This window comes from Cohnella xylanilytica (assembly GCF_014212175.1).
Lineage (GTDB): Bacteria > Bacillota > Bacilli > Paenibacillales > Paenibacillaceae > Cohnella > Cohnella xylanilytica.
The window spans coordinates 47,352-70,370 of sequence record NZ_JACJVR010000002.1; the positions used below are offsets into that span (position 1 = coordinate 47,352).

Annotated in this window: 20 protein-coding genes and 1 other annotated feature; of the genes, 9 read left to right on the forward strand and 11 right to left on the reverse strand. The window is 61.7% G+C overall.

Annotation, left to right across the window (positions count from 1 at the left end; genetic code table 11):
* Positions 1 to 276: 276 nt before the first annotated feature.
* The 6 genes from H7B90_RS00305 to coxB all read right to left on the reverse strand — a co-directional run bounded on the left by H7B90_RS00305 (position 277) and on the right by coxB (position 5,699).
* Complete coding sequence (locus H7B90_RS00305; protein WP_185133867.1) at positions 277 to 741, reverse strand: DUF420 domain-containing protein; 465 nt, start codon at positions 739 to 741, stop codon at positions 277 to 279.
* A gap of 111 nt (positions 742 to 852) precedes the next feature.
* Entirely contained in the window at positions 853 to 1,764 is a 912-nt protein-coding gene (gene ctaG, locus H7B90_RS00310; RefSeq protein ID WP_185133868.1) for a cytochrome c oxidase assembly factor CtaG, read from the reverse strand.
* Between the two features lie 90 nt (positions 1,765 to 1,854).
* Positions 1,855 to 2,172, reverse strand: coding sequence for a cytochrome C oxidase subunit IV family protein (locus H7B90_RS00315; RefSeq protein ID WP_185133869.1), 318 nt, complete (start codon positions 2,170 to 2,172; stop codon positions 1,855 to 1,857).
* 4 nt (positions 2,173 to 2,176) lie between these two features.
* Complete coding sequence (locus H7B90_RS00320) at positions 2,177 to 2,794, reverse strand: cytochrome c oxidase subunit 3 (RefSeq protein ID WP_185133870.1); 618 nt, start codon at positions 2,792 to 2,794, stop codon at positions 2,177 to 2,179.
* A complete protein-coding gene (gene ctaD, locus H7B90_RS00325) occupies positions 2,791 to 4,596 on the reverse strand; it encodes a cytochrome c oxidase subunit I (RefSeq protein ID WP_185133993.1) in 1,806 nt (601 codons plus the stop codon). Before ctaD ends, H7B90_RS00320 begins: the two co-directional genes overlap by 4 nt.
* A 71-nt stretch (positions 4,597 to 4,667) precedes the next feature.
* On the reverse strand, positions 4,668 to 5,699 hold the full coding sequence (coxB, locus tag H7B90_RS00330; RefSeq protein ID WP_185133871.1) for a cytochrome c oxidase subunit II: 1,032 nt from the start codon (positions 5,697 to 5,699) through the stop codon (positions 4,668 to 4,670).
* Between the two features lie 419 nt (positions 5,700 to 6,118).
* Between coxB and H7B90_RS00335 the strand changes: the two genes are divergently transcribed.
* On the forward strand, positions 6,119 to 6,856 hold the full coding sequence (locus H7B90_RS00335; RefSeq protein WP_185133872.1) for a hypothetical protein: 738 nt from the start codon (positions 6,119 to 6,121) through the stop codon (positions 6,854 to 6,856).
* A gap of 271 nt (positions 6,857 to 7,127) precedes the next feature.
* Here the strand turns inward: H7B90_RS00335 and H7B90_RS32655 are convergent, their stop codons facing one another.
* The 5 genes from H7B90_RS32655 to H7B90_RS00355 form a co-directional block, all read right to left on the reverse strand.
* Positions 7,128 to 7,316, reverse strand: a complete 189-nt coding sequence (locus H7B90_RS32655; RefSeq protein ID WP_260410621.1) for a hypothetical protein — start codon at positions 7,314 to 7,316, stop codon at positions 7,128 to 7,130.
* 129 nt (positions 7,317 to 7,445) lie between these two features.
* A complete protein-coding gene (locus tag H7B90_RS00340; protein ID WP_185133873.1) occupies positions 7,446 to 8,357 on the reverse strand; it encodes an FHA domain-containing protein in 912 nt (303 codons plus the stop codon).
* A 189-nt stretch (positions 8,358 to 8,546) separates the two neighbouring features.
* A complete protein-coding gene (locus H7B90_RS00345) occupies positions 8,547 to 10,001 on the reverse strand; it encodes an AMP-binding protein (RefSeq protein ID WP_185133874.1) in 1,455 nt (484 codons plus the stop codon).
* A gap of 143 nt (positions 10,002 to 10,144) precedes the next feature.
* A complete protein-coding gene (locus H7B90_RS00350; protein WP_185133875.1) occupies positions 10,145 to 11,326 on the reverse strand; it encodes a copper amine oxidase N-terminal domain-containing protein in 1,182 nt (393 codons plus the stop codon).
* Between the two features lie 162 nt (positions 11,327 to 11,488).
* Complete coding sequence (locus tag H7B90_RS00355; RefSeq protein WP_185133876.1) at positions 11,489 to 12,052, reverse strand: hypothetical protein; 564 nt, start codon at positions 12,050 to 12,052, stop codon at positions 11,489 to 11,491.
* Between the two features lie 73 nt (positions 12,053 to 12,125).
* Positions 12,126 to 12,389 (forward strand) — a binding site (T-box leader).
* A 90-nt stretch (positions 12,390 to 12,479) separates the two neighbouring features.
* Between H7B90_RS00355 and ilvA the strand changes: the two genes are divergently transcribed.
* The 8 genes from ilvA (at position 12,480) to H7B90_RS00395 (ending at position 22,796) form a co-directional block, all read left to right on the forward strand.
* A complete protein-coding gene (gene ilvA / locus H7B90_RS00360; protein WP_185133877.1) occupies positions 12,480 to 13,745 on the forward strand; it encodes a threonine ammonia-lyase IlvA in 1,266 nt (421 codons plus the stop codon).
* A gap of 96 nt (positions 13,746 to 13,841) precedes the next feature.
* Entirely contained in the window at positions 13,842 to 18,308 is a 4,467-nt protein-coding gene (locus H7B90_RS00365; protein ID WP_185133878.1) for an FG-GAP-like repeat-containing protein, read from the forward strand.
* Positions 18,309 to 18,583: 275 nt separating this feature from the next.
* Positions 18,584 to 19,723 carry an MGDG synthase family glycosyltransferase gene (locus H7B90_RS00370; RefSeq protein WP_185133879.1) on the forward strand — a complete coding sequence of 380 codons (1,140 nt, stop codon included), beginning with the start codon at positions 18,584 to 18,586 and terminating at the stop codon, positions 19,721 to 19,723.
* Between the two features lie 75 nt (positions 19,724 to 19,798).
* Positions 19,799 to 20,998: an MFS transporter gene (locus H7B90_RS00375; protein WP_311772652.1), complete on the forward strand. Its 1,200-nt coding sequence runs from the start codon at positions 19,799 to 19,801 to the stop codon at positions 20,996 to 20,998.
* A gap of 3 nt (positions 20,999 to 21,001) precedes the next feature.
* Positions 21,002 to 21,631, forward strand: a complete 630-nt coding sequence (locus H7B90_RS00380) for a TVP38/TMEM64 family protein (RefSeq protein ID WP_185133880.1) — start codon at positions 21,002 to 21,004, stop codon at positions 21,629 to 21,631.
* 48 nt (positions 21,632 to 21,679) lie between these two features.
* Complete coding sequence (locus tag H7B90_RS00385) at positions 21,680 to 22,015, forward strand: zinc ribbon domain-containing protein (protein WP_185133881.1); 336 nt, start codon at positions 21,680 to 21,682, stop codon at positions 22,013 to 22,015.
* 304 nt (positions 22,016 to 22,319) lie between these two features.
* Complete coding sequence (locus H7B90_RS00390; protein WP_185133882.1) at positions 22,320 to 22,463, forward strand: hypothetical protein; 144 nt, start codon at positions 22,320 to 22,322, stop codon at positions 22,461 to 22,463.
* 48 nt (positions 22,464 to 22,511) lie between these two features.
* A complete protein-coding gene (locus H7B90_RS00395; protein WP_185133883.1) occupies positions 22,512 to 22,796 on the forward strand; it encodes a transposase in 285 nt (94 codons plus the stop codon).
* Positions 22,797 to 23,019: the final 223 nt, after the last annotated feature.

Sequence of the window (23,019 nt, forward strand, 5' to 3'; positions counted from 1 at the left end):
AGAGAATTGCCGAGACCGCGAAGGCGCCTCCCCCGGCAACAAGGCAGAGAGCTCCGCCAATTCGGGTAATCCATACAGATCGGACGGTTCCGTCGCGTCGTTCGAGTTCCATTCCTCCGTCATTTTCCACCCTAACGCGGGCTTCGCTAACACCTCCATCGGCGATCTTCATCCATATAACGTTGAATTCTTCCGCCAAGTTCCAACGAATCCGAAGAGAAAAAGAAAACGGCCGAGACGAGGCGACTTCGCCCTGCCCGACCGTTGACTCTCTGCTCATATTCCGAAAATCGCGTTGATCACCGGCTTCGTATGGCCGCCGGGATACATCAGGTACAGCAGCACGTACACCGTAATGCCCGTGATCGCCGTAATGAACCAGATGACCGCCGTGACGCGTCCCCATCTGCGGTGCTTGCCGAAGTTCTTCTTGAAGGCCAGCACCAAGGTCGTAATGCCGAAGACGGCCGCCACCATCGCGAGCACGATGTGGAAGATCAGGAAGATCGTATACAGCGTCTTCAGATCGTCGGGACCGCCCCACTCCGTATTCCCGATGAAGATCGTCCGCGACATGTAAATAATGAAGAACAGCACCGCCGCGATGGCCGCGGCCAGCATGACCTTCTGATGCGCCTCTCTCTTGCCGAGAATGATCAAGCGCCAACCGATCGCCACGAGAATGGCGCTAAGGGCGATGAAGCTCGTACTAACGGTCGGAAAGATCTCGTACCATGACATGAACGGGTCACCTGCTCCAATGGACGATGTGCCGAACCGATCGCGATCGGCTCCCGGCTGATAACATTGTACCTTGCGCCGGCGAGATGTTCAAACGTCCGGGACGCAACGTCACACATTGTTCAAACGTCCCGAGGACGCATGATCGAACGCAGGATCGTCCTCCTGGGCCCGCTCCTTGCGATACCATTGCATGAACACCGTGAACAGCGCCCAGATGTTGATGAACTCCTGCAGCAGCTTCATGATGATGCCTCCGAGCTGCTGATCCTCGCGGGCGTCCATCAGGTTGAAGAACGCGGGCCCCTGGAACTGGGCGAGCAGATCGGCCGCGCTTCCGGACACGCAGTACCTCATCGCCTTGGCCCACACTTCGGGATCGCTGTATACCGCGAATACAGGTTCGCTGGCGAAGATGATCAGCACGCAGGCGGGAGTGAGCAGCAGTCCGTTCAGGAAAATGTAACCGAGCCGGCGAAGCGAAGTCAGCCTCGCCCATTCCGCCACCGGACACTGGATATGCCACCAGTTCAGCAGAGCCGCCGCCAGCAGCGCGACATAATAGACGCCGTGCACGAAGTAATGCACCATGATCCAGTCGTGGATGCTCGGAATGTGGTAGAACGAGAACATCAGGTTGAACAGGAACAAGCCGAACAGCGGCTGCGCGAGGAACTTGAACGGCCTCCAGACGCGAAGCGAGAAGATCGAGCGCCACAGCCAAGCCGGTATGCCGTATATCAGCATCGGCGGAACCATCACGTACGAGATCGCCATATCGGTCATATGGAACGTGAACATCAAGTGGCCGAGCAGGCTCAGCGGACCGCCGTGCACCGCGTAGAGCAGAACGATCGCGAGGTAGAATGCCGCCTGCCGCCCGAACGGAACCCGCTCGCTTCCGGCGAAGCGATCGCGCCACGGCCCGACGACGAACGAATAGAGAGTCGCTACCGCCAGCATGAAGACGAGGAAATAAGGGCTCCACAAGTCGCCGAACGAGAAGTATTCGAGTCCTAACATTTCCGCAACCCCTCCTTTCCATCGATCCTAGACAGTAAGAAAAGAGGCGGGACATCGACCCCCGCCTCTTTGAAGTTTAACCTTTGACGATTACCACCATACCCAATAGCTGGCCATAATGACCATCGTGAACACGACGATGACCCCGAAGATAATTCCCATAATCGGGAACAGGTGTCCGCGATCCTTCATGTGCATCCAGAAGGCAAGCTGTACGAAGACTTGAACGAGAGCCATGCCGATCAGGATGATGTAGGTGAATTGGGAGTTGATCTCGCCCGAAGCCACGGCCGCGAACGCGATCAGCGTCAGCGCGAGCGACAGGACGAAGGCGACGATGTGCTTGCGAGGGCCTTCCACCTTATGGCGTCTAGCCTCTTCGCCGGCAGCCGAATGATTGCTCGACATCTGGTTAGCCCACCTTTCCCATCAGATACACAACGGTGAAGATGAATACCCATACGACGTCGATAAAGTGCCAGTAAATCGCGGACACGTAGATCTTCGGCGCCGTGACGACGGTCAGCCCCTTCTTCAGAACCTGAAGGATGAGAAGACCGATCCACAGAATCCCGAACGCGACGTGGGCGCCGTGGAAGCCGACCAGCGTGTAGAACGAGGAGCTGAACGCGCTCGTCGGCATCTTGTGGCCTTCGTCGATGTAGTTCAGGAACTCGTATACTTCCAGACCAAGGAACCCGAGGCCCAGCAGAATCGTGACCAGAAGCCAGCCGAGCATCGGCTTCACTTTGTTCTTGTGCATCGCTTGAACGGCGAAGACGCTCATCAAGCTGGAGAACAGCAGGATCATCGTGGCGGCGAATACCATCGGGAGCTCGAACAGCTCTTGCGATGTCGGTCCGTCGCCGGTATTGTGGCGAAGAGCCAGGAATGCCGAGAACAAGGTGCCGAACAGGACGGTCTCGGCGCCCAGGAAGAGCCAGAAGCCTAGAACCTTGTTGCGGCCTTCCAGCGTCGCCTTCTCGGGTTCATGAGGCAGATGTCCGTCTGCGTGATCATGAGCACTCATGCGTGAACCCCCTTCTCTTGTTCGTCCTCTTCGATATGGAAGCCGTGATCGTCGAATACCGAGCGGAAGAACATGCAGATGAGAGTGACTGCGATGCCGCCGATGGCCAGATACAGCTTGTCGTACATGAATCCGAAGCCTGCGATAAACAATCCGACGCTCATGATGAACGGAAGGATGGACGGCGAAGGCATATGAATCGGTCCCGGCGGTTCCGCCGGAGTCATCGCGGACTTGCCTTCCATCTTCTCCTTCCACCATGCGTCGTAGCCGCGAACGAGCGGCAGCTGCTTGAAGTTGTATTCAGGCGGCGGAGAAGGAATCGTCCACTCGAGCGAGCGGCCATCTTCCCACGCGTCGGCCTTGGCGTTGCGAGCCTTCGCGGAAGTGACGACGACGTTGATCAGGAAGCAGATCGTGCCGACGCCCATCAGGAACGCACCGATCGTGGAGACCAAGTTCATCGTATCGAAGTCTTGGTTCGGCAGATAGGTCCATACCCGGCGAGGCATGCCCAAGAGGCCCAGGAAGTGTTGAACGAAGAACGTAAGATGGAAGCCGATGAAGAACGTCCAGAACGTCAGCTTGCCAAGACCTTCGTTCAGCATGCGGCCGAACATCTTCGGCCACCAGTAGTGAAGACCGGAGAAGATGCCGAATACCAAGCCGCCTACGATAACGTAGTGGAAGTGAGCGACGACGAAGTAGCTGTCATGGTATTGATAATCGGCGGGAGCTACGGCGAGCATAACCCCGGTGACGCCGCCCATGACGAACGTCGGGATGAAGCCGATCGCGAAGAGCGATGCCGCGGTGAAGCAGATGGAGCCGCCCCACAGCGTGAACAGCCAGTTGAAGATCTTGACGCCCGTCGGTACCGCGATCAGCATCGTGGCGATGGAGAACAGCCCGTTCGCGACGGGGCCGAGGCCGGTCGTGAACATGTGGTGAGCCCATACCATGAAGCCGAGGAACGCGATCAGCACGGTCGCGAATACCATCGAGCTGTAGCCGAACAGCCGCTTGCGCGCGAAGGTGCTCACGACTTCGGAGATGATGCCGAAGGCCGGAAGAATCAGAATGTAAACCTCGGGGTGACCGAATACCCAGAAGACGTGTTCCCACAGAACCGAGCTTCCTCCGTTCGCCGTCTCGAAGAAGTTCGCCTGGAACAGGCGGTCGAACATCAAGGCAACGAGACCGACCGTCAGCACCGGGAAGGCGAAGACGATCAGGGCGGACGTGATGAAGATCGTCCAGGTGAACATCGGCATTCTCATGAAGGACATCCCCGGAGCCCTCATGTTGATGATGGTGGCCATGAAGTTAATGCCGCCGAGCAGCGTGCCGATACCGGCGATCTGCAGGCCGAGCACGTAGTAGTCGACGCCGTGGCCCGAGTTGTAGGTCGGACCGGCGAGAGGGACGTAAGACGTCCAGCCCGCGTCCGGAACGTTGCCGGCGAACCAGCTGATGTTCAGCAGCACGCCGCCGAAGAAGAACGTCCAGAAGCCCAGCGAGTTCAGGAACGGGAACGCGACGTCGCGCGCCCCGATCTGCAGCGGAATGACGGCGTTCATCAAGGCGAACAGGAGAGGCATCGCCGCGAGGAAGATCATCGTCGTTCCGTGCATTGTGATCAATTCGTTGAATGTGTCCGCTCCGACGAAGTCGTTCATCGGCTTGATCAACTGGATCCGGATCATGACCGCTTCCAGACCGCCGACCAGGAAGAACAACCCGCCAGCCATTAAGTACAAGATACCGATCTTTTTGTGGTCAACGGTCGTCAGCCAGTCCATCAAGCCGCGATACCGCTTCACCTTGTGCGCGTGTGCAGCCAAAGCCGCGTACCCCCTTCGTTACAGCCGAATTAGTAGTCGATTTTGTAATTTGCCAAGTATTTGGAGATGCCGTCGAGTTCTTCGTCCGTCAGACCGACATCCTTGGCAGAAGGCATCGTCGCACCCGGCTTGACGCTTTGAGGATCGGTGATCCATTCCTTCAGGTTATCTTCGATCGGCTTCTCGTCGTTGTAGAGAATGCCGCCGATGGTCTCGCGGCTGCCGACGCCCGTCAGGTTCGGCGCGCTCGCTCCGCTGTTGGTCTCGCCGACAGCGTGGCAGGACAAGCACTTGCTCTCGAACGCTTCCTTGATCTTGGCGTCCTCCGGCACGACGGCAGGCGACTTCATCGCGGCGACCCAACGGTCGAACGACGCTTGGTCGACGGCCTTCGCCTTGAAGTCCATCAAGCTGTGCGAAGGTCCGCACAACTCGGCGCACTTGCCGCGGAAGATGCCTTCCTTCGGAAACTCGAGGTACATGCGGTTCGTAACGCCCGTGTTCGTGTCCATCTTGCCTCCGATGGACGGAATCCAGAAGGAGTGCTTGACGTCGGCCGACGCCAGCTCGAAGGAGACCTTCTTGCCGGTCGGAACGACCAGTTCCTGGGCGGTGACGATTCCGTATTCCGGATATTCGAATTCCCACCAGTATTGATGCGCGGTTACCTTGACCTGCAGGGCGTCCTTATCCTTGGAGTAATCCTTGGAGAGCCCGAACACCGTGTTGATCGTCGGCACGCCGAGAATCAGCAGCAGGATCAGCGGGATGACCGTCCAGATAATCTCCAGCTTGTGGTTGCCTTCCACTTGCTTCGGAATCGTGTTGTCGCCCTTGCGCCGGCGGAACCGGATCAGGACATAGATACAAATCGCGAAGACAACAACGACTACGAGCGTCATGATGCTGATCGACAGCTTCATCAGGTTAAATTGCTCTTCGGCAACAGGGCCTTGCGGTTTCAGCGTCGACAGATCATCTCTGCCGCAAGCCGACAAGAGGAACGCCATCCCTGCCAAGAGCGGGATCAACCGCTTCATAACACGCCACCGATTCATCATTTTCATCCCCATCTCGACGTTTTCATAGACTGTCTAACTCGTGGCGGCAACAGCCTACGTGTGGTTCACGGATGTCTGCAAAATCAACAAACGTTCCTAATCACTCTAATAAATATAAAGATTGGCATGTCATTTTGTCAATGTTCACAGAACAGTTCACAAATTGTTCTCAAAACTGTCAAAATCGTTGGGGCCGTAAGGTTTTTCGCCTTCCGGCGAACCGCTTGCAAGCGTCTTCGGACCCCCTCCGCCGACCGTCGCAAGCGTTTTCCGGTCCCGGACATCCGAACCGTCCGACACAAGTTCTCCCCATCATCTTTTGCCAAAGTCACCGGGTTTTATGTACGGGAAGGGAGCATACTTTTCGTCCGCCCGGCTAACCCTACGCCTAGAAAGCTTCTCCCGAGGAGGAAGGAACCATGGCTGCCCGTCGTCACTCGCCCCTGGGGCATCGGATATTGGCCGTCGCATGCGGCTTGGCTCTCGTCGGAAGTCTCGCCGCCTGCAATTACACCTCCTATTATCAGAAGAGCGCCCACGATTACTCCAGCCGCGCGAAGAACGATCCCAAGATGACGCGCGTCCGCTCCTACGGCGCGTCCACGGGCGATCCGAAGCAGCACGAGAACCGTTACTTCGAATACAGCTCCAAGCTGTCCTACGACGTCAAGGCTCTCCCCGGCGTGAACTCGGCCATCGTCATGCTGACCGACAAGAACGCCTACGTCGCCATTCTGACGGATTGGACGGCGACGGGAACGAAGTCCCACGGCGGCGCGGCCACCCGGGAGCAGGACAATACCGGGACGACCGAGGGAGTGTACAACGTCGACACCGGCGGCACGACGAACGTCGGGCCTCGGCTGGCGACCCCGTACAATTCTTACTTTACCCACAAGGACGTCTCCGATCTCTCCTCGGAGCTGAAGCAGGTGATCGGGGATACGGTTCGGCGGGGCCACCCCCGCGTTCAGGAGGTCCACATCTCCGCGAACCGGGAATTCGTCAACCAGATGCTCGAATTCGCCAAGCTCTCGTGGGGCAACAAGCCGCTGGCCCCCCATACGCAGTCGTTCAACCGGCTCGTGCAATACATGTTCGCGAACGGCGGCGACATCCCCCTGCCGCTGTACGAGCATCCGCCGGCGACCCGATAGCAACGATCGAACCGCCTTGGCTCTTAGGCCAAGGCGGTTCTTTTGCATCCGTTTCTTCTATTTTATAGCGCCTTCTCCGCAGGCTCTCCCGCGGCGCTCCATTGCCCCTTCGTCCCGCCATCCGGGGTGAGGCTCGTGAAGGCGGCGTTGAAGGAGCCGAGGGCCGGCAGCGCATCTATGCGAGGCGAACGATCGGGACTTCCGGGAGAAGAAACAAAAAGGGACCGGCCGCATGCCGCAGGGCTGCCTGGCCGATCCCCTCCCCGCTTCGTCAGGATGCCGGGGAATTTAATTTAACCAACTCTCGCTCCACGAGGAGAGTCAATTCTTCTTCGTAACCGCCTGTTATTCGGTATTTGCGGATGTAATCCTTGACAAACTTGCGCGGGTCCTTGGGCCGGAAAATTCTGGTTAGTTCTCTAAGACTCTCCTGAACTTCGTTGTGGCTTCGTTTTGCCATTGCGATTCCCTCCCGGCGGAACGAGTCCCGCAAGTTGATCTGACGCTCACATACACCCCTGTTGTCGACAAATTTAATCCTGCATGAACTCATTATACCAGTTATCGGCCGGGGGCGAAAGCGAAACCGTCAGACTTGGACTTCAAACCAGTGTCTCGTTCCGGACAGGGAGAACCGGCTGCCGGGCCTCAGCTCGTAGACGATTCCGGGCTCGAGGCGCTCGCCTCCGGACAGGAACGTTCCGTTGGAGGAGTCGTGGTCCTCGAGCAGGAACAGCCCCCTCTCCGCCTCGAACTTCAAGGAACAGTGCCTGCGGCTGACTTCGCCGGCGTTATAGGGAAAGGCGAGGCCGCATTGGGTAGAATCCCGGCCGAGAGTGAGCCAGCGCTCCGTCACCCGGAAGCCGCTCCCGGCGAACTCCCCTTCGACGCCCCAGAGGCGCGGACTTCCTTCTTCGGCCGGGAGCGCGGCCTCCGGCCCGGCCGGCATCGCCGGGAGCGGCCGCGTGTAATCGGGCGCCTGCGCCCCCAATCCGGCGGCGAACTCGGCGTCCGGGTCCCCCGGATCGCCGGCCCGCTCGCCGCCGGCGGTCTGGAGTACGCTCGCGGGCTCCCTGCGATCGGTATCCGCGGCCCCGAGCGCCGTATCGGCGCCCCCTAGCTCGTTATCGGCGTCCGCCTTCTCCTCGAGGACGTCGTCGTCGTCTTCCGGGATATTCTTGGCCCTCGCCGTCATCTGAAGGAAGGCGATGACGGCCACTGCCGCCGCCGCGATTCCGATTCCCATCGCCGCCAGCAGCGGCAGCGTTCCGACTCCTTGGGCGGCGGGCATCGCCGCCCGGTCCGCCGCTTCCGCGGACGTTGCTCCGAATCCCAACCAACATGCGGTTCCCGCCGCCGACAATCGCGCGATCTTCCGACGGATTCGCGTTCCCGGGGCGGTCTCTCTCTGCGGATGTTCCCGGGCGCGCCCGAACGCGCGCCCGCTCGTCACCAACGCCCGCGGGCCGGATCGTCCGATCCGGTCCACGACCGTCAACATCAATTCAATCCCCCCTTTGCCATATATATCGGAACGAACGGCCAACGGCTTCACCCCCGGATCGACGCGAACCTCGATCTATATTGTAAACGCTTACTATTCCAGTTAAAAAAGAGTGTCCTTCACGAGCTGGACGTATAGATAGTATACCGAAATTAACGGCGGCCTTCAACGATCGCCATCCAATTTTTAGTCGATTTTAAGATTGCCGCCTTCCTCGTCCGCCCGAGACCGTTCCCGGAGCCGCAGCCGGGAGGGAATGCGGTCCCGGAACTCGTAGAAGGCCGGCTCTTCGGCGGCGGAGAGCCGCTCCGCGCCCCATCTCTTCAATTGCGCTTCCGATATTTTGACCTCCCGCCGCAAGACTATGCAGGCCGCCACCTCCTCTTCGCCGCCTCCCGCAGGCACGCCGTAGACGACGGCGTCCTCGACCGCCGGATGGCGGATCAGCTCGCGCTCGACCTTGGCGGGGTAGACGATCGTATCTCCCTTCCGGATGAGATCCAGCTTGCGGTCGGCGAAGGAGAAGAAGCCGTCTTCGTCCGCGGTCGCCATATCCCCCGTCCGCAGCCACCCTTCCCGCAGAACGGCGTCCGTCTCTACCGGACGGTTCCAATACCCCGCCATCACCTGCGGGCCGCGGATCGCCAACTCGCCGACCTCTCCGGGAGCGAGCGGCTTCAGGCTGTCCCCTCCGACGATCCGCGCTTCCGTATCGGGCAGCGGAATGCCGATCGTTCCCGGCCGCCCGAACCGGTTCGCCGGTTGGGCGAGAGAGGGAGCCGCCGTCTCCGCGAGCACGTAGCTCCCCTTCAAGCGGCCGGGCGGCAGCGCCCCTCCGCCCTTCGGCAGAGCCGCCAGCATCCGCGCGAGAGCCTCCTTGTCCCCGTAATGCCAGGCCGCATGCTGAACCGCCCCCGCGATCAGGTTGGCGTGGGTCAGCATGACGCCCTTGGGCGTTCCCGTCGTCCCTCTCGTGTAGCGGATCGCCGCGAGCCGCTCTCCCGCTTCCGGATCGACGGGGAAGCCGTCCTCCTTCGGAAGCCGCCCGAGAAGGGAACCCCATGGCACGACCGCGCCCGAACGATAGAGGGCCGCCTTATCCCCCCGGGACAGCGGCGGCAAGGGCGGGAAGGCCGGCAGCCTGGCGCGAAGCGAAGAGAGCGCGCCGGTCTTGGCCGCCGCGACGATCTTCCCGACCTCCGTCCCGGTCCGGAGCGCCGCCGCCCGCGCCAGGGCGGAATCCGGCGCCACGAGAACCTTGGCCCCGGTCTCGGCGAGCCGCCGGCGCGCCTCCTCGTCCGGAAGATCGTCTTCCATCGGCACGGCGACGGCCTGGGCGAGCAGCGTCCCGTAGAAGGCGACGAACGCCTGCGGGCCCTCCGGCAGCATCGTCGCCACCCGCTCCCCGCGGGAGATTCCCAGGCCGAGGAGGCCGTTCGCGAATTGGCGGCAGGAGCGGTACAGCCGGGAACATGTCCAAGCGGAGTTCCCCCAGATCAGCTTCGCCCCGGGCTCCTTCGCGGCCAGCTCCGCCAGCAGCCCGGCGGCGTTCCCGGCGGGGTACTCGCAGGATGGGGCGACCTGCCACGGATACCGCGACAGCCACGGGCGGTTCCGACGATCGGCTTCATCTACGTTCACTTCTTTCTCCCTCTCTCTCCTCATTCCTAGTCAACTTTATTCCGCCGCACTCCCCGTCTATGCCTCCCTTGCCGGTCAAATAAAAAGAAACGAACCCCCGTCCGGCGCTTCGGACGGGGGTCGTTCCCGATCGATGAATCGATTTATAATTCCTCTTGCTTCAGCACGTACTCGTCCTCGTCGAACAGCCATTTGCCGTCCTTCTTGACGAGCTCGTTGCCTTGAATCAAGCGAAGCTTGACGCCTTCCTTCTTCGCCTCCGCGAGCTTGGCCTGCACGACGATCGCGCGATCCTCGGAGTAGCTGACGATCGCCGTCTTCTCGATCGAATATTGAATATCGACTTCCGCGAACGATTGCTTGAGGGACTCTACCGTCTCGTCCAAGCCGTCGAACGGGACGACCGTCTTCCGGAACGCCTCCGTATCCTCCGCGTTGAAGGCGTCGTTCTGGGCCTTGAGCAGCGCTTCGATGGCCGTCTTCTCGGCCTCCGGAACGGCGACCGCCTTGTCGAGCAGAGCTTCCGGCTTGTCGTATTCGATGGCCAGCTGCTCCATGTCGTAGATCAGCCATTGGCCCGAAGCGTTCGGCCGCAACGTATACAGCATGTCGGAGACGTTGTCGAAGTAGAAGTCTCCGCTTACCCGTACCGTATGCTCCTTGGTGGCGACCGTCGCCTCTTGCTTGCTGTACTCTACGACCTCCTTGCCGAGGAATGTCGTGGAAGTGAGGGTCTCTTTGTCCGGACTCTTCGCCACGTCTTCCTCGAAGTACGGCCTCAGCGGGGAATCTGGCGAGAACAGAGTCAAGTAATCCGCCTTCTTGGGGGATGCTTCCAGGGCCGGAATCTTGTCGAATAGGCTCAGAACGGCTGCCGCCTCTTCCGCGCTGGGCCCCTTGTCCGCGATCTGAACGGTGCTCGTCGCCGCGTCCCAGTTCACGTTCTTGCCCGACAGCGCGGCGATGAAGCGGACCCCGACGAGCGTGCGCCCGTTCACCGACTTCAGCTGTCCGTTGGCCGGCACGGTCTGCCCGTCCACGAACGCGACGTCTCCGCCTACCGACATCTGGAGCTCGTGCTCGGCGGACTTCGCCTTGATCGTCTTGGTCTTCGCTTCGTACTGAATCGAGTAGCCCAGCTGCGTGAACAACGAGCGGAATTCCACGTAGGTGCTGCCGCTAAGGCTGACCGGAGGATTCGCGAACTGAAGCGGCTCCCCATTAAGCAGAACCTGGATCGGCTTGGCCTGGCCCGCCGCGGACGCCGTTCCGGCCAATCCGAACAGCAGCAGCGCGCTTGCTCCGAACAACGCTAATTTTCTCATAAACTCTACTCCCTATCTCCCATGGTATGGAAACCACTCTTCAGCTTAAGGCAGAACGCCCGCCATTGCAACGGGTCGCCGCTTAATTGATTCCGAGGTCGCGAACTTGGGCCTTCGCTCTTGTCAACGAACTGGGAGAATTCTTATGGAAAAAAGGAGAAGTCACGACAACAGGCTTCGCAGCTCCTGAAGGGTCGGCCTCCGAAACCGCACGACGATCTTCCCGTCCTCGGTCCGTACGTCCTCGATCTTGAGCAGCTTCGGCAGCTCGTCCTGCAGCGGGATCGTGACGTCGCCGACGGTCCCTTCGGGCAGCGCGACGTCCTTCAGCTTCGCTTCCTGCACTTCCGCGACGAGGTTCGGGCTCTCCCACTTCAGGCGGTAAAGAATATGCAGGCCGAGCGGCACCCGTTCCTTCCACTTCACGTTCACGTCCGCCGCGAGCAGCCCGCCTTCGAGGCGGAACCGTGCTCCCGTGACGGTCACGCCAGGCTGGTATTCGGGGTTAGCGGCCAATTGCTTCTTGCTCAGATTGTCGACATCGACCTCCGACAGCGTCAGCTCGGGCGTCAGGTTGCGGACCATGTCCAGCGCCCGGCTCTCGAGCGGAACCTCCTCGTAGGCGAGATCGAGCGGTTCGGACGGAGCGACGTAATAATATGCGCCAACCGCGGCCCCGGCGACGAGAAGGACGAGGACGACGAAGGCAATGAACAATTTTCTCACGGATAGATCCTCCTTCCGCCGATTCGAATAAAGACGGATTGACTTCCGGCTCATGTAAGAGTATAACATTAGATAAAATTCCATGACGGGAACACGTTCCCCGCACCCCTCGATCCCCAGAGAGTCGGCGATTCGCTGAGAGCCGACGGTCGAGCCCGGCGGAATATCCTCCCCGAGAAGCCGCGCCGAAGCCGGACCTGCCGGTTAAGCGCGGACGGCGGCCCCCGTTACGGGATGCGTCCACACCGGACGCGCTTGAAGCGCCTGGCCTTCGCGTCTCTTCGGAGTCGCCGGGTTAGGAACGAGGGTGGTACCACGGATTCGATCCGTCCCTTTCGGGGACGGTTTTTTTGCGTTCGCCGGACCCTTCGCCTATGCCATCAGCAGGATTAACTATTCATGATATAAAAAGAGAGGATGACCCCTCATGACGACCCCATCTCCGGAAGCCCAAGTTCGACTGGAAGACATTCTGCACGCCCACCGCGTCCTGCAGAACGTCGTCGTGCCGACCCCGCTCCAGCACAACCGCGGCCTGTCGGCCAAGTACGGCTGCAACGTCTACCTGAAGCGCGAGGATCAGCAGATCGTCCGCTCGTTCAAGATTCGCGGAGCCTACAATCTGATCTCTTCCCTCCCCGAGGAAGAACGGAAGAACGGCGTCGTCTGCGCCAGCGCCGGCAATCACGCCCAAGGCGTCGCCTATTCGTGCAAGGCGCTCGGCATCCGAGGCATCGTCTACATGCCGACCACGACCCCCCGCCAGAAAATCAACCAAGTGAAATTGTTCGGCGGAGACTTCGTCGAGGTGCGCCTCCTTGGGGACACGTTCGACGACGCTTACGCCGAGGCGGTCCGCGTCAGCGAGCGGGAAGGCCTGCCGTTCGTCCATCCGTTCGACGATCCGCGCATCGTCGCGGGCAACGGCACCGTCGGCAAGGAGATCGTCGAGGCGAGCAAGGAGCCGATCGACGTCCTGCTCGTCACGGTCGGCGGGGGAGGCCTCGCCGCCGGCGTCGCGGCCTACGTGAAGAAGGTCAGCCCTTCCACCGTCATCATCGGCGTAGAGCCGGAAGGGGCGGCCTCGATGCTCCGCTCCCGGGAAGCGCGCGAGGTCGTCGCCTTGAGCGAGATCGACAAGTTCGTCGACGGGGCGGCGGTCAAGCGGGTCGGCGACCTGACGTTCGCGATGAGCCAGGAGCTGCTGGACGACGTCATCGCGGTGCCCGAGGGAAAGGTATGCACGACGATTCTGGAGCTGTACAACGAGCACGCGATCGTCGCCGAGCCGGCGGGCGCCTTGACCGTGGCGGCTCTGTCCTCCCTGGCCGACCGTCTGGCGGGCAAGAACGTCGTCTGCATCGTGAGCGGCGGCAACAACGACATCGACCGGATGCAGGAGATCAAGGAGCGCTCGATGATCTACGAGGGCCTCAAGCACTACTTCACGATCAACTTCCCGCAGCGCGCCGGTGCCCTTCGCGAATTCCTGGACGACGTGCTCGGACCGAACGACGATATCGTCCAATTCGAATATACGAAGAAGCATAACAAAGAGAACGGCCCCGCGCTCGTCGGCATCGAGCTGAAGAGCCGCGAGGACTACGAGCCTCTCATCGAGCGGATGAACCGCAAGGGCTTCGTGTACATGGAGCTCAACAAGGATCCTCTGCTGTTCAACCTGCTCATCTGATCGGGAGCAGGTCAGCGTCCCCCGGAAGGGGGGCTTTTTTTGTCGAACTTTCCGATATAATAGGAAGAACTACATGGGAAAATGGGAGAGTGCGAGATGAGAGACAGGGCAAGCCGATGGATGAAGCGGTCGCTCCCGGTCGCGTTGGCCGCGGCGGCGTTCGCCGGCCCCGCGCCGCACGGCATGGCGGAGCCGAAGCTGACCTTCCAGGAGGCGGTCAACGTTTATTATGGAAGCAACGTTAGCAGATCAAGCGTCGGGGATCTCAACAACGACGGCCACCAGGATCTGATTCTAATGGATCTAGCCGCAAAAAAGATCGTCGCATTAATCGGCAACGGGGACGGAACGTTCCAACCTCCGTTGCCTGTCGACGACGGCAAAGTTTCGAAGGGGGCGGCTATAGCCGATTTCGACGGAGACGGCTATCCGGATGTGGCTTATTCCAATGCGAGCGGCAATTCCGTTGTCGTACGTCTCGGCAATGGGGACGGGACGTTCCGAAGCGGCTCAACGTCTCCGGTCGGCTCCGAGCCGCTTGGGATGAAGGCGGCCGATTTGAATGCAGACGGCATCCCCGACCTGGCCGTTGCCAACAACACTTCCGGTACCGTCTCCATTCTTCTCGGGAACGGCGACGGCTCCTTTTATCCGGCTGTCGACATCGCGGTGGACTCGTTGCCTCGGAATCTCGAGGTGAAGGATTTCAACGGAGACGGAATCGTCGACATCGCCGTCACGAGCAACGGGACCGACCGGGTGAATATCTTGCTGAGCACCGGGGATGGATTCCATTTCACGAGAATCGCTCAATCCGTCGGTAATTCCATCGAGAATCTTACGTCGGGGGACTTCAATTCGGACGGCAAACCGGATCTCGCCTTCGCCGTCAACGGGGAGAACAAGATTTCCGTCGTGCTTGGGACGGGGAGCGGAACGTTCACGACCCCCCAATGGTACGATGCGTGGCAATACCCCATAGATGTCGTAACCGGCGATTTCAACGGAGACGGAATTCTCGATTTGGTCGGGACGCCCCAAACGAATCCCAATTTCCTTATTCTGCTCGGCAAGGGAGACGGAACGTTTACCGCAACCGTTCATCCTTACCCGGTGAATGGAAATGGAAGTATCTACTTAAGCGCGGGGGATTTCAACGAGGACGGCATCTCGGATGTCGTGTTCACCGGCTTAATCAACCACGCCGGTCTATTGCTGAGCAAGGCGGAAGGAACGCTGGCGTTTGAGAAGAGCGATTACGAGGCTGCGGAAAATGCCGGGACCGTCTCGGTGACCGTCAAAAGGACTGACGGAACGCATGGCCGGACGACAATCGCCTATACAACCTCCGACGGCACGGCAACCTCGGGCGACGATTACGTTGCCGCCAGCGGCGCGCTCGTGTTCGAAGATGACGAGACGAGCAAGACGATCGATATTTCGCTCGTGAACAATGACAGTAATTCCCCAACGGCTCGCCGCTTCGGGATTACGCTCTCCCAACCGTCCAACGGCGCGCTGCTTGGAGCTCAGGCGACGGCAACGGTGTCGATCTTGGAGGACGATCCCGCGCCGGATACGTCGGCGCCTGTGGTCGACGCGGCGAAGTTCTCCGCCGTCGACAACTACAGCGGCACGCCCGACCGCTTGGAGGGCGCTGCCGGAGCCGTTGGCGAGGCGGACGCGGACGTGCGCGCGTACGCCTGGAACGACGCCGATTCCGACGGCGTCGTGGATGCCGGCGAGCTCGGCTCGCCGATCGCGCTGGGCGTCAGCGCCGCCGACGGCTCCGTGGCGGCCGCCGATATCGGCGATCTGCCGCCGGGCGCGTACCGCTTCGTCGTTACCGCAACCGACGCCGCGGGCAACGAATCTGCTCGTGACCCGGGCTCGGTCGTCGCGGTGACGCTCGTCAAGGGCGACGAACCGCTTCCGCCGGATACGTCGGCGCCTGTAGTCGATGCGGCGAAGTTCTCCGCCGTCGACAACTACAGCGGCACGCCCGACCGCTTGGAGGGCGCTGCCGGAGCCGTTGGCGAGGCGGACGCGGACGTGCGCGCGTACGCCTGGAACGACGCCGATTCCGACGGCGTCGTGGATGCCGGCGAGCTCGGCTCGCCGATCGCGCTGGGCGTCAGCGCCGCCGAAGGCTCCGTGGCGGCCGCCGATATCGGCGATCTGCCGCCGGGCGCGTACCGCTTCGTCGTTACCGCAACCGACGCCGCGGGCAACGAATCTGCTCGTGACCCGGGCTCGGTCGTCGCGGTGACGCTCGTCAAGGGCGACGAACCGCTTCCGCCGGATACGTCGGCGCCTGTAGTCGATGCGGCGAAGTTCTCCGCCGTCGACAACTACAGCGGCACGCACGACCGCTTGGCGGGCGCTGCCGGGGCGGTTGGCGAGGCGGACGCGAACGTCGCCGCCTACCCGTGGAACGACGCCGATTCCGACGGCGTCGTCGACGCGGGCGAGCTCGGCTCGCCCATCGCGCTGGGCGTCAGCGCCGCCGACGGCTCCGTCGTGGCCGCCGACATCGGCGATCTGCCGCCGGGCGCGTACAAGTTCGTCGTCACCGCGCGCGACGCCGCAGGCAACGAGTCGCCTCGCGACGCCTCCACGGTCGTCGCGGTGACGCTCGTCAAGGGCGACGAACCGCCTCCGCCGGATACGTCGGCGCCTGTGGTGGACGCGGCGAAGTTCTTCGCCGTCGACAACTACAACGGCACGCCTGACCGCTTGGCGGGGGCTGCCGGAGCCGTTGGCGAGGCGGACGCGGACGTGCGCGCGTACGCCTGGAACGACGCCGATTCCGACGGCGTCGTGGATGCCGGCGAGCTCGGCTCGCCCATCGCGCTGGGCGTCAGCGCCGCCGACGGCTCCGTGGCGGCCGCCGATATCGGCGACCTCCCGCCCGGCACGTACCGCTTCGTCGTCTCCGCGCGCGACGCCGCGGGCAATGAATCTCCCGGCGACGCATCCGCGGTCATCGCGGTAACGCTCGCCAAGGGCGACGAGCCGCACGCGCCGGATACGTCGGCGCCTGTGGTGGACGCGGCGAAGTTCTTCGCCGAAGACAACTACAACGGCACGCCCGACCGCTTGATGGGCGCTGCCGGAGCCGTTGGCGAAGCGGACGCGAACGTCGCCGCCTACCCGTGGACCGACGCCGATTCGGATGGCGTCGTGGACTCGGGCGAGCTCAGCTCGCCCATCGCGCTGGGCGTCAGCGTCGCCGACGGCTCCGTTCCGGGAGCCGATATCGGCGATCTGCCGCCGGGCGCGTACCGCTTCGTCGTCACCGCGACCGACGCCGCGGGCAACGAGTCGCCTCGCGACGCTGATTCAGCCGTCGCGATTACGCTGACCAAGGGCGATGCGCCCGAACTGCCGGAGCCCGACACATCGGCGCCGACTTGGCCCGAAGGCGGTAAACTCGCCGCCTCGCGCATCTTAACGTCGAGCCTTACCTTGACGTGGCCTTCCGCCTCGGACAATGTCGGGACGACGGGCTATGAGATTTTCAAAGACGGCATCTTCCTAACCTCGACCGATCGCAATACCGCTAGCTTCAAAGTAACGGGATTGAAGGCGGGGACGAAATACGTCTTCTCCGTGCGGGCCTTGGATGCGTCGGGCAACCGAAGCGAAGAGCTGGCGGCATCGGTTCGAACGACCTCGGGCACGTATGCTCCGGTTCTCTCGTCGGATTCGAAGCTGCACACCCTTAGCCTGACGGTTGGGGGTACCTCATTCGAACTGGCCCCGGCCTTCGATCCGGACATCTCCGAGTACAGGGCGGATACCGCCGAAGCTCGGATCGTCCTCCGATTCGAAGCGAACGCAGCCGCCAAGGTCCGAATAAACGGCCAGGACGTATCCGGAGTCTATGAAGCCTTGCTTCAGCCGGGTGATAATCTGCTGACATTCGATATTCAAGCGGAAAACGGCGAATCGAGAACGTACCGGGTTACCGTCGTTCGCCATGTCCCCGATCCGGGACCGGAACTTCCGGCTCCATTCGGCGACATGGTCGGCCACTGGGCGGAAGCGTCCATCCGGGAAGCCGCGTCGCTCGGCTTGATCAAGGGCGACGATCGCGGGAACTTCCGCCCGGACGACGAAGTGACCCGCTCCGAATGGCTCGTTATGTTGTCCCGGGCTTTGAAGCTACAGAGCAGCTCGCCCGAGAGCGCTCTGCCGTTCTCCGACGCCGGCCGAATCCCGGCTTGGGCGCGCGACCAGATCGCCTCCGCCGTCTCGAGCGGCATCGCGAACGGCTATACGGACGGTTCCTTCCGCCCGCTCGCGGCCGTATCCCGCGCGGAGTTTGCCGCGATCCTGGCTCGCTCCCTGCATTGGGAACCGCAGACCGCGAACGCGCCAGCCTTCGCGGACGCATCCGACATCCCGGCTTGGGCGCTCCCTTCCGTTCAAGCGGCGGTTCAGCACGGCGCGCTGGAAGGGCGAAGCGGCGGCCGGTTCGAGCCGAACGCCACGGCCACGCGGGCCGAAGCCGCGACGATCCTCACGCGGCTCTCGAAGCTGACCGATCCGAAGTCGTAACCCGCTCTCCGAGAATCGAATAGGCTCCTCGCCGGTTCGCTCAGCACGATGGTCGCCCATCTCCTCGTCGTACCGCCCACAAGGCTGCTCCCAAGGTCTCGCGCCGAAGGAGCGGCCTTTTTCTTATTTTCACCATCCGCCTGTCGGCCGTTTATCGGGAATTTACACGGCTCCGGTAACATTAAGATAGAACAAGGACCGTCCTCTTAGCGGTATGACATTCCGCCGGTTGGGGGAACAATCTGCATGAACGACTTGCAAAGGGGAGAAAATGGATGCTGGAGATCGCGAACCGAATCGGTACGCTCAAAATTCTCATCGTCTATGCCAGCTTCGGGGATGGACACCGGCAAGCCGCGCTCGCGCTTAAGCAAAGCTTCTCCGCGATCGGAGTCGGTCAAATCATGCTGCTCGACCTGCTCGCCGAATCCCATCCGCGCCTGAACGAGTTCAGCCGTTTTTTCTATATGAAAAGCTATTCCCTGTGGCCCCAGGTCTACGGTTGGATGTACGACGCGACCCGAAGCATGAAGCCGAATTCCCTCTTCTCCCATTGGCTTCATTCGATCGGAGCGGTGACGCTGCGGCGCCTGATCGACAGGGAGCGTCCCGACGCCGTCGTTCACACGTTCCCCCTGCTCGTTCTCCCGTCCATCTCCCGCAAAGGGCTTCCCCGCATTCCGATGTACAACGTCGTTACGGACTTCGACCTGCATATGCGCTGGGTTCACCCGAAGGTGGACAAATATTACGTCGCCACGGAGGATCTGCGCGACGAACTGGCGAGAACCGGAATCCCGATCGCCCGCATCGCCGCGACCGGCATTCCCCTGCGCTTCGCCAGCGCCCCGAGCCGTCCCGCGGCAGCCACGGCGGAGCGCTTCGGACTCGATCCCTCCCGGCCGACGGTGCTCGTCATGGCGGGAGCCTACGGCGTCTTGTCCGGCGTTCGCGAGCTGTGCCGCCGGCTGGCGGATTCCCAGGGGGCCCAGATCGCCCTCGTCTGCGGCCGCAACCGCGCCTTGGAGACGGCGATGCGGCACGAATTCGGGGCGGAGGGCTGCGGCGTGCGGGTGTTCGGTTATATCGAACGGATCGACGAATTAATGGGGCTGTCCGCCTGCATCGTGACCAAGCCGGGAGGCCTGACGCTCTCCGAGGCGATGCTCGCGGGACTGCCCATGTTCCTCTACCGTCCCCTGCCCGGGCAAGAGAGGAACAACGCCAGGTACTTGGCCGCCAAAGGCGCGGCCGTCGTCTGCAAGACTCCCCGGGAGCTGGCGGCTTCTATCGCCGGGTTGTTGGGTAATCCTTCGCAACGGCATCAGATGCAGGCGGCCATCGGCGCTCTTCGCAAGGAAGGGGCCGCGGACCGGATCGCTCTCGACATCGTACAGGATTTGCCTGTAATCTAAGGATATGGATCCCGAATCCGGAACGCATGCCGGGCGTCTGCGTAGAAGAATAAAGACGTAAAGGAGTCAGTTCCGGTGAAATCAGCTCAAGCGAAGGCGCTGTTCGCTCCCGAGATGTCTCTGCTGGCTATCGTCCTTTATCTGGTCGAGTTCGTCCGGGGCGCCGCCCTCATCAGCTTCCTGCCGATCTACGGCAAGAACGCCCTCGGTCTCGACCTCGACGTCATCGGCGTCGCCATCACCGCCCACTATCTGACGGATACGGCGGTCAAGCTGGCGATCGGTTATTTGATGCATCATCTGTCCGTCCGCCTGCTCGTCAGCGGAGGGCTCGTCCTCTCGCTGGCGGGCATTCTGTTCATCGGGTACGCTTACTCGCCATGGATGTTCATAACGGCGTCGGCCCTGTACGGAGTCGGGATCTCCCCGATCTGGATCGTCTGCTTGACGAAGGTGCGGGAGAACCGGAGGGCAACCCAGATGGGCGTCCTCTATACGATCTGGCTCGTCGGGCTCGGCACGGGCCCGGCGGTGACGAACTTCACGCTCGAGAGAAGCGACGACCTGACGTACTGGATCATGGTCGCCGTCTCCGGCGCCGCCTGGCTGCTGTCGCTGTTCATCCCTCACGCTTCCCACGCGGAAGTGGATTACGTGCCGTTCCGGCGACAGCTCGCCCTATTGGGGGACAGGCTTCGGGAGATGAATCTGCTGCTGCCCGGCATGGTGCTTCAGACGCTCGCCGCCGGCATGCTCGTCCCGATTCTTCCGAGCTTCGCCGAAGGGCATCTCGGCCTGAGCCATTCCCAGTATTCGCTGCTGCTGCTGATCGGAGGCGGCTGTACGGCGGCCGGCCTCATTCCGATGGGGCGACTGTCGGATCATCTGGGCAAAAAGTGGTTCCTCGTCGTCGGCTTCGTTCTCTTCGGCCTCGCCCTGTGCGCCTTGACGGGAATGACGACCCTCGGCTTGGCATTCGCTTGGGCGTTCGTGCTGGGAGCCGCTTACGCGGCCGTGCTGCCCGCCTGGAACGCCCTGCTCGCGGCCTACGTGCCTCCGGGGCAGCAGGGGCTCGGCTGGGGGGTGTTCTCGACCGTCGAAGGAGTCGGCGGCTTGATCGGCCCCAGCCTCGGCGGCGTTCTGGCGACGTCGTTCGGAGAATCGACGGTCGTGCGGCTGGCGGGAGGCATTTTTATTCTGATCAGCTTGTTTTATTTGTTGTTCCCATTCCGAATGTTTCGCGGGGAGGGCGCCGCTGGAGACACTGCGAGGTAGAGTATGCTGCTTCATTCCTTAGCTTTGCCGGCCGCGGAACGCTGGCAGGATTTCGTTACTTTTTTCAAAGGGCTCACGCTGGACGACATTCAAGGGTTCCTCGACCGCTATTCGGCGCTCGGCCCGCTTCCGGGCATTCTGCTCCCGCTGCTGGAATCCCTTCTGCCGTTCCTGCCGCTCGTCGTCTTCGTGGTCGCGAACGCTTCCGCTTACGGCATGTGGCTCGGCTTCCTTCTATCTTGGATAGGCGCCTGCGCGGGCGCGTTCATCGTCTTCCTTCTCGCCCGGCGCTTCGGGGGCCGGTACAGCGAACGGATCCGGGGGCGAATGCCGAAGATGGACCGGTTCTTCTCCTGGATCGAGACGAAGGGGTTCACCCCGATCTTCGTATTGTCCTGCTTCCCTTTCTCGCCTTCCGCCCTCGTCAACATCGCTTCGGGGATGTCCAAGCTTCCGCTGCATACGTTCCTGATCGCGATCGCCATGGGCAAGGCCGTCATGATTATTACGTTATCCTTCATCGGGCACGACCTGCGCGCGCTCGTCGACCATCCGTGGCGGCTCGTCGTCGCCGGGCTTGTCCTCGTCGTACTGTGGCTGGCCGGCAAGAAGCTCGAATCCCGCTATCTATAGGGGGCCGGAAGACAACGGAGTTGAGAGATTGCCTTCTGGGGGGATGGCATGAGCTGGGTCAGCGTCATCGGATACACGCTCTCGATCGGAGGCGTCCTGCTGCTTGTGGGCGGGATGCTTTTTGTCGTTCGGCTGATGTCGGACGATTCGGAGCGGTTCAAGGACTTGAAGGAGATGGTCGAGACGCTGATGGGCACGCCGGCGCATCTGAGGCCGAGCCCTCCGGAGGAGAACGACGCCGCCCGCCAGGCGGCCGCGTCTTCGGAAGCATCCTCGACCGGCCGCGCCGCGGTTCCGTTCGAGGAGGTCTGCCCGGCGTGCCGCGAACCGGTCGACCAGACCCACGTGTTCTGTCCTTCGTGCGAGCTGCGGCTTCAGGATTAACCGAGGGCGGCAGGCGGCGTACGAGTAAGCGGGCGACTCGGCATGGACAAGTTTTGGAACGGTGTACATAGGATGGACTTGAGATGGCCGGGATGAACGAGATGGACTGCGCATGGGTTAGGTTGGACTCGGATAGATCAGGACTGGATCAGGATGGAACAAATTGTACCCACGTGGACCGGGATAGATCGATGTGGACCGCGATGGACGGGACGGACTGGAGCGGATTGGGCGGAATAACCCCCTTGCGGCGGTGGAACTCTAGTTGGTGATCGTACCACCGTGCAGGGAAGGGGGAGTGGCCATGTCCGGCGAATATCCGTCCGAGAAGCAGTTGAAGGCGAGCCAGGCCCAATCTCGCGCCGACCGTACCGGCACCGGCAAGGAGAAGGCCAGCCGGCTCCAATCGGAGGCCGACCGCGCCGCCGTGCCCAAGCACGGGTTGTAATCGGGAAGAGCATGCCTGCGAAGGCACAATGAGCGAGGTGACCCGCATATGAGCGAGAACTCCAACAACGACATGCTGCCGATCTCGGGCGAACACGTCGAAGCGGACGGCGTCTACAAGAACGAATGGGGCCGCGAGCTGGAGCTGCAGCGGGGAGACGTATTTCCCCCCGATCCTCAGCTAGGCACGACGGAGTGGGAGTGGGCGGAGATGACCTTCGACAATCACCACGAAGGGACGACCGACCCTCGACTCGTTCCAAAGAAGGACGATATCAACAAACGGGGCAAAATCCTGCATCCCCGCCGCCAGATGGACCGCGGCAAGAAATAAGGCGAGAAAAAGGACCGAAGGGGCTCGGCGCGACTTCGCATCGCGATGCCCTTTCGGTCCTTTTAGGATGTTGGCGCTGCGCCTTGTTGCATCAGTCTCACAGGGCGGGGCCTCAACAAGACGGTTTTTTCCGCTTGTTGTCCCCATCCCGCAAGCCGGGGGCCCCAACAAGACGGTTTTTTCCGCTTGTTGCGCCCGTCCCGAGAGCCGGTCGCGCGGGGCG

Bases quoted from the DNA above. Each gene is read 5' to 3' on its own strand.
- H7B90_RS00305 (WP_185133867.1), bottom strand. From the start codon at position 741: ATGTCATGGTACGAGATCTTTCCGACCGTTAGTACGAGCTTCATCGCC.
- ctaG (WP_185133868.1), bottom strand. From the start codon at position 1,764: ATGTTAGGACTCGAATACTTCTCGTTCGGCGACTTGTGGAGCCCTTAT.
- H7B90_RS00315 (WP_185133869.1), bottom strand. From the start codon at position 2,172: ATGTCGAGCAATCATTCGGCTGCCGGCGAAGAGGCTAGACGCCATAAG.
- H7B90_RS00320 (WP_185133870.1), bottom strand. From the start codon at position 2,794: ATGAGTGCTCATGATCACGCAGACGGACATCTGCCTCATGAACCCGAG.
- ctaD (WP_185133993.1), bottom strand. From the start codon at position 4,596: ATGGACTGGCTGACGACCGTTGACCACAAAAAGATCGGTATCTTGTAC.
- coxB (WP_185133871.1), bottom strand. From the start codon at position 5,699: ATGATGAATCGGTGGCGTGTTATGAAGCGGTTGATCCCGCTCTTGGCA.
- H7B90_RS00335 (WP_185133872.1), top strand. From the start codon at position 6,119: ATGGCTGCCCGTCGTCACTCGCCCCTGGGGCATCGGATATTGGCCGTC.
- H7B90_RS32655 (WP_260410621.1), bottom strand. From the start codon at position 7,316: ATGGCAAAACGAAGCCACAACGAAGTTCAGGAGAGTCTTAGAGAACTA.
- H7B90_RS00340 (WP_185133873.1), bottom strand. From the start codon at position 8,357: ATGTTGACGGTCGTGGACCGGATCGGACGATCCGGCCCGCGGGCGTTG.
- H7B90_RS00350 (WP_185133875.1), bottom strand. From the start codon at position 11,326: ATGAGAAAATTAGCGTTGTTCGGAGCAAGCGCGCTGCTGCTGTTCGGA.
- ilvA (WP_185133877.1), top strand. From the start codon at position 12,480: ATGACGACCCCATCTCCGGAAGCCCAAGTTCGACTGGAAGACATTCTG.
- H7B90_RS00365 (WP_185133878.1), top strand. From the start codon at position 13,842: ATGAGAGACAGGGCAAGCCGATGGATGAAGCGGTCGCTCCCGGTCGCG.
- H7B90_RS00370 (WP_185133879.1), top strand. From the start codon at position 18,584: ATGCTGGAGATCGCGAACCGAATCGGTACGCTCAAAATTCTCATCGTC.
- H7B90_RS00380 (WP_185133880.1), top strand. From the start codon at position 21,002: ATGCTGCTTCATTCCTTAGCTTTGCCGGCCGCGGAACGCTGGCAGGAT.
- H7B90_RS00385 (WP_185133881.1), top strand. From the start codon at position 21,680: ATGAGCTGGGTCAGCGTCATCGGATACACGCTCTCGATCGGAGGCGTC.
- H7B90_RS00390 (WP_185133882.1), top strand. From the start codon at position 22,320: ATGTCCGGCGAATATCCGTCCGAGAAGCAGTTGAAGGCGAGCCAGGCC.
- H7B90_RS00395 (WP_185133883.1), top strand. From the start codon at position 22,512: ATGAGCGAGAACTCCAACAACGACATGCTGCCGATCTCGGGCGAACAC.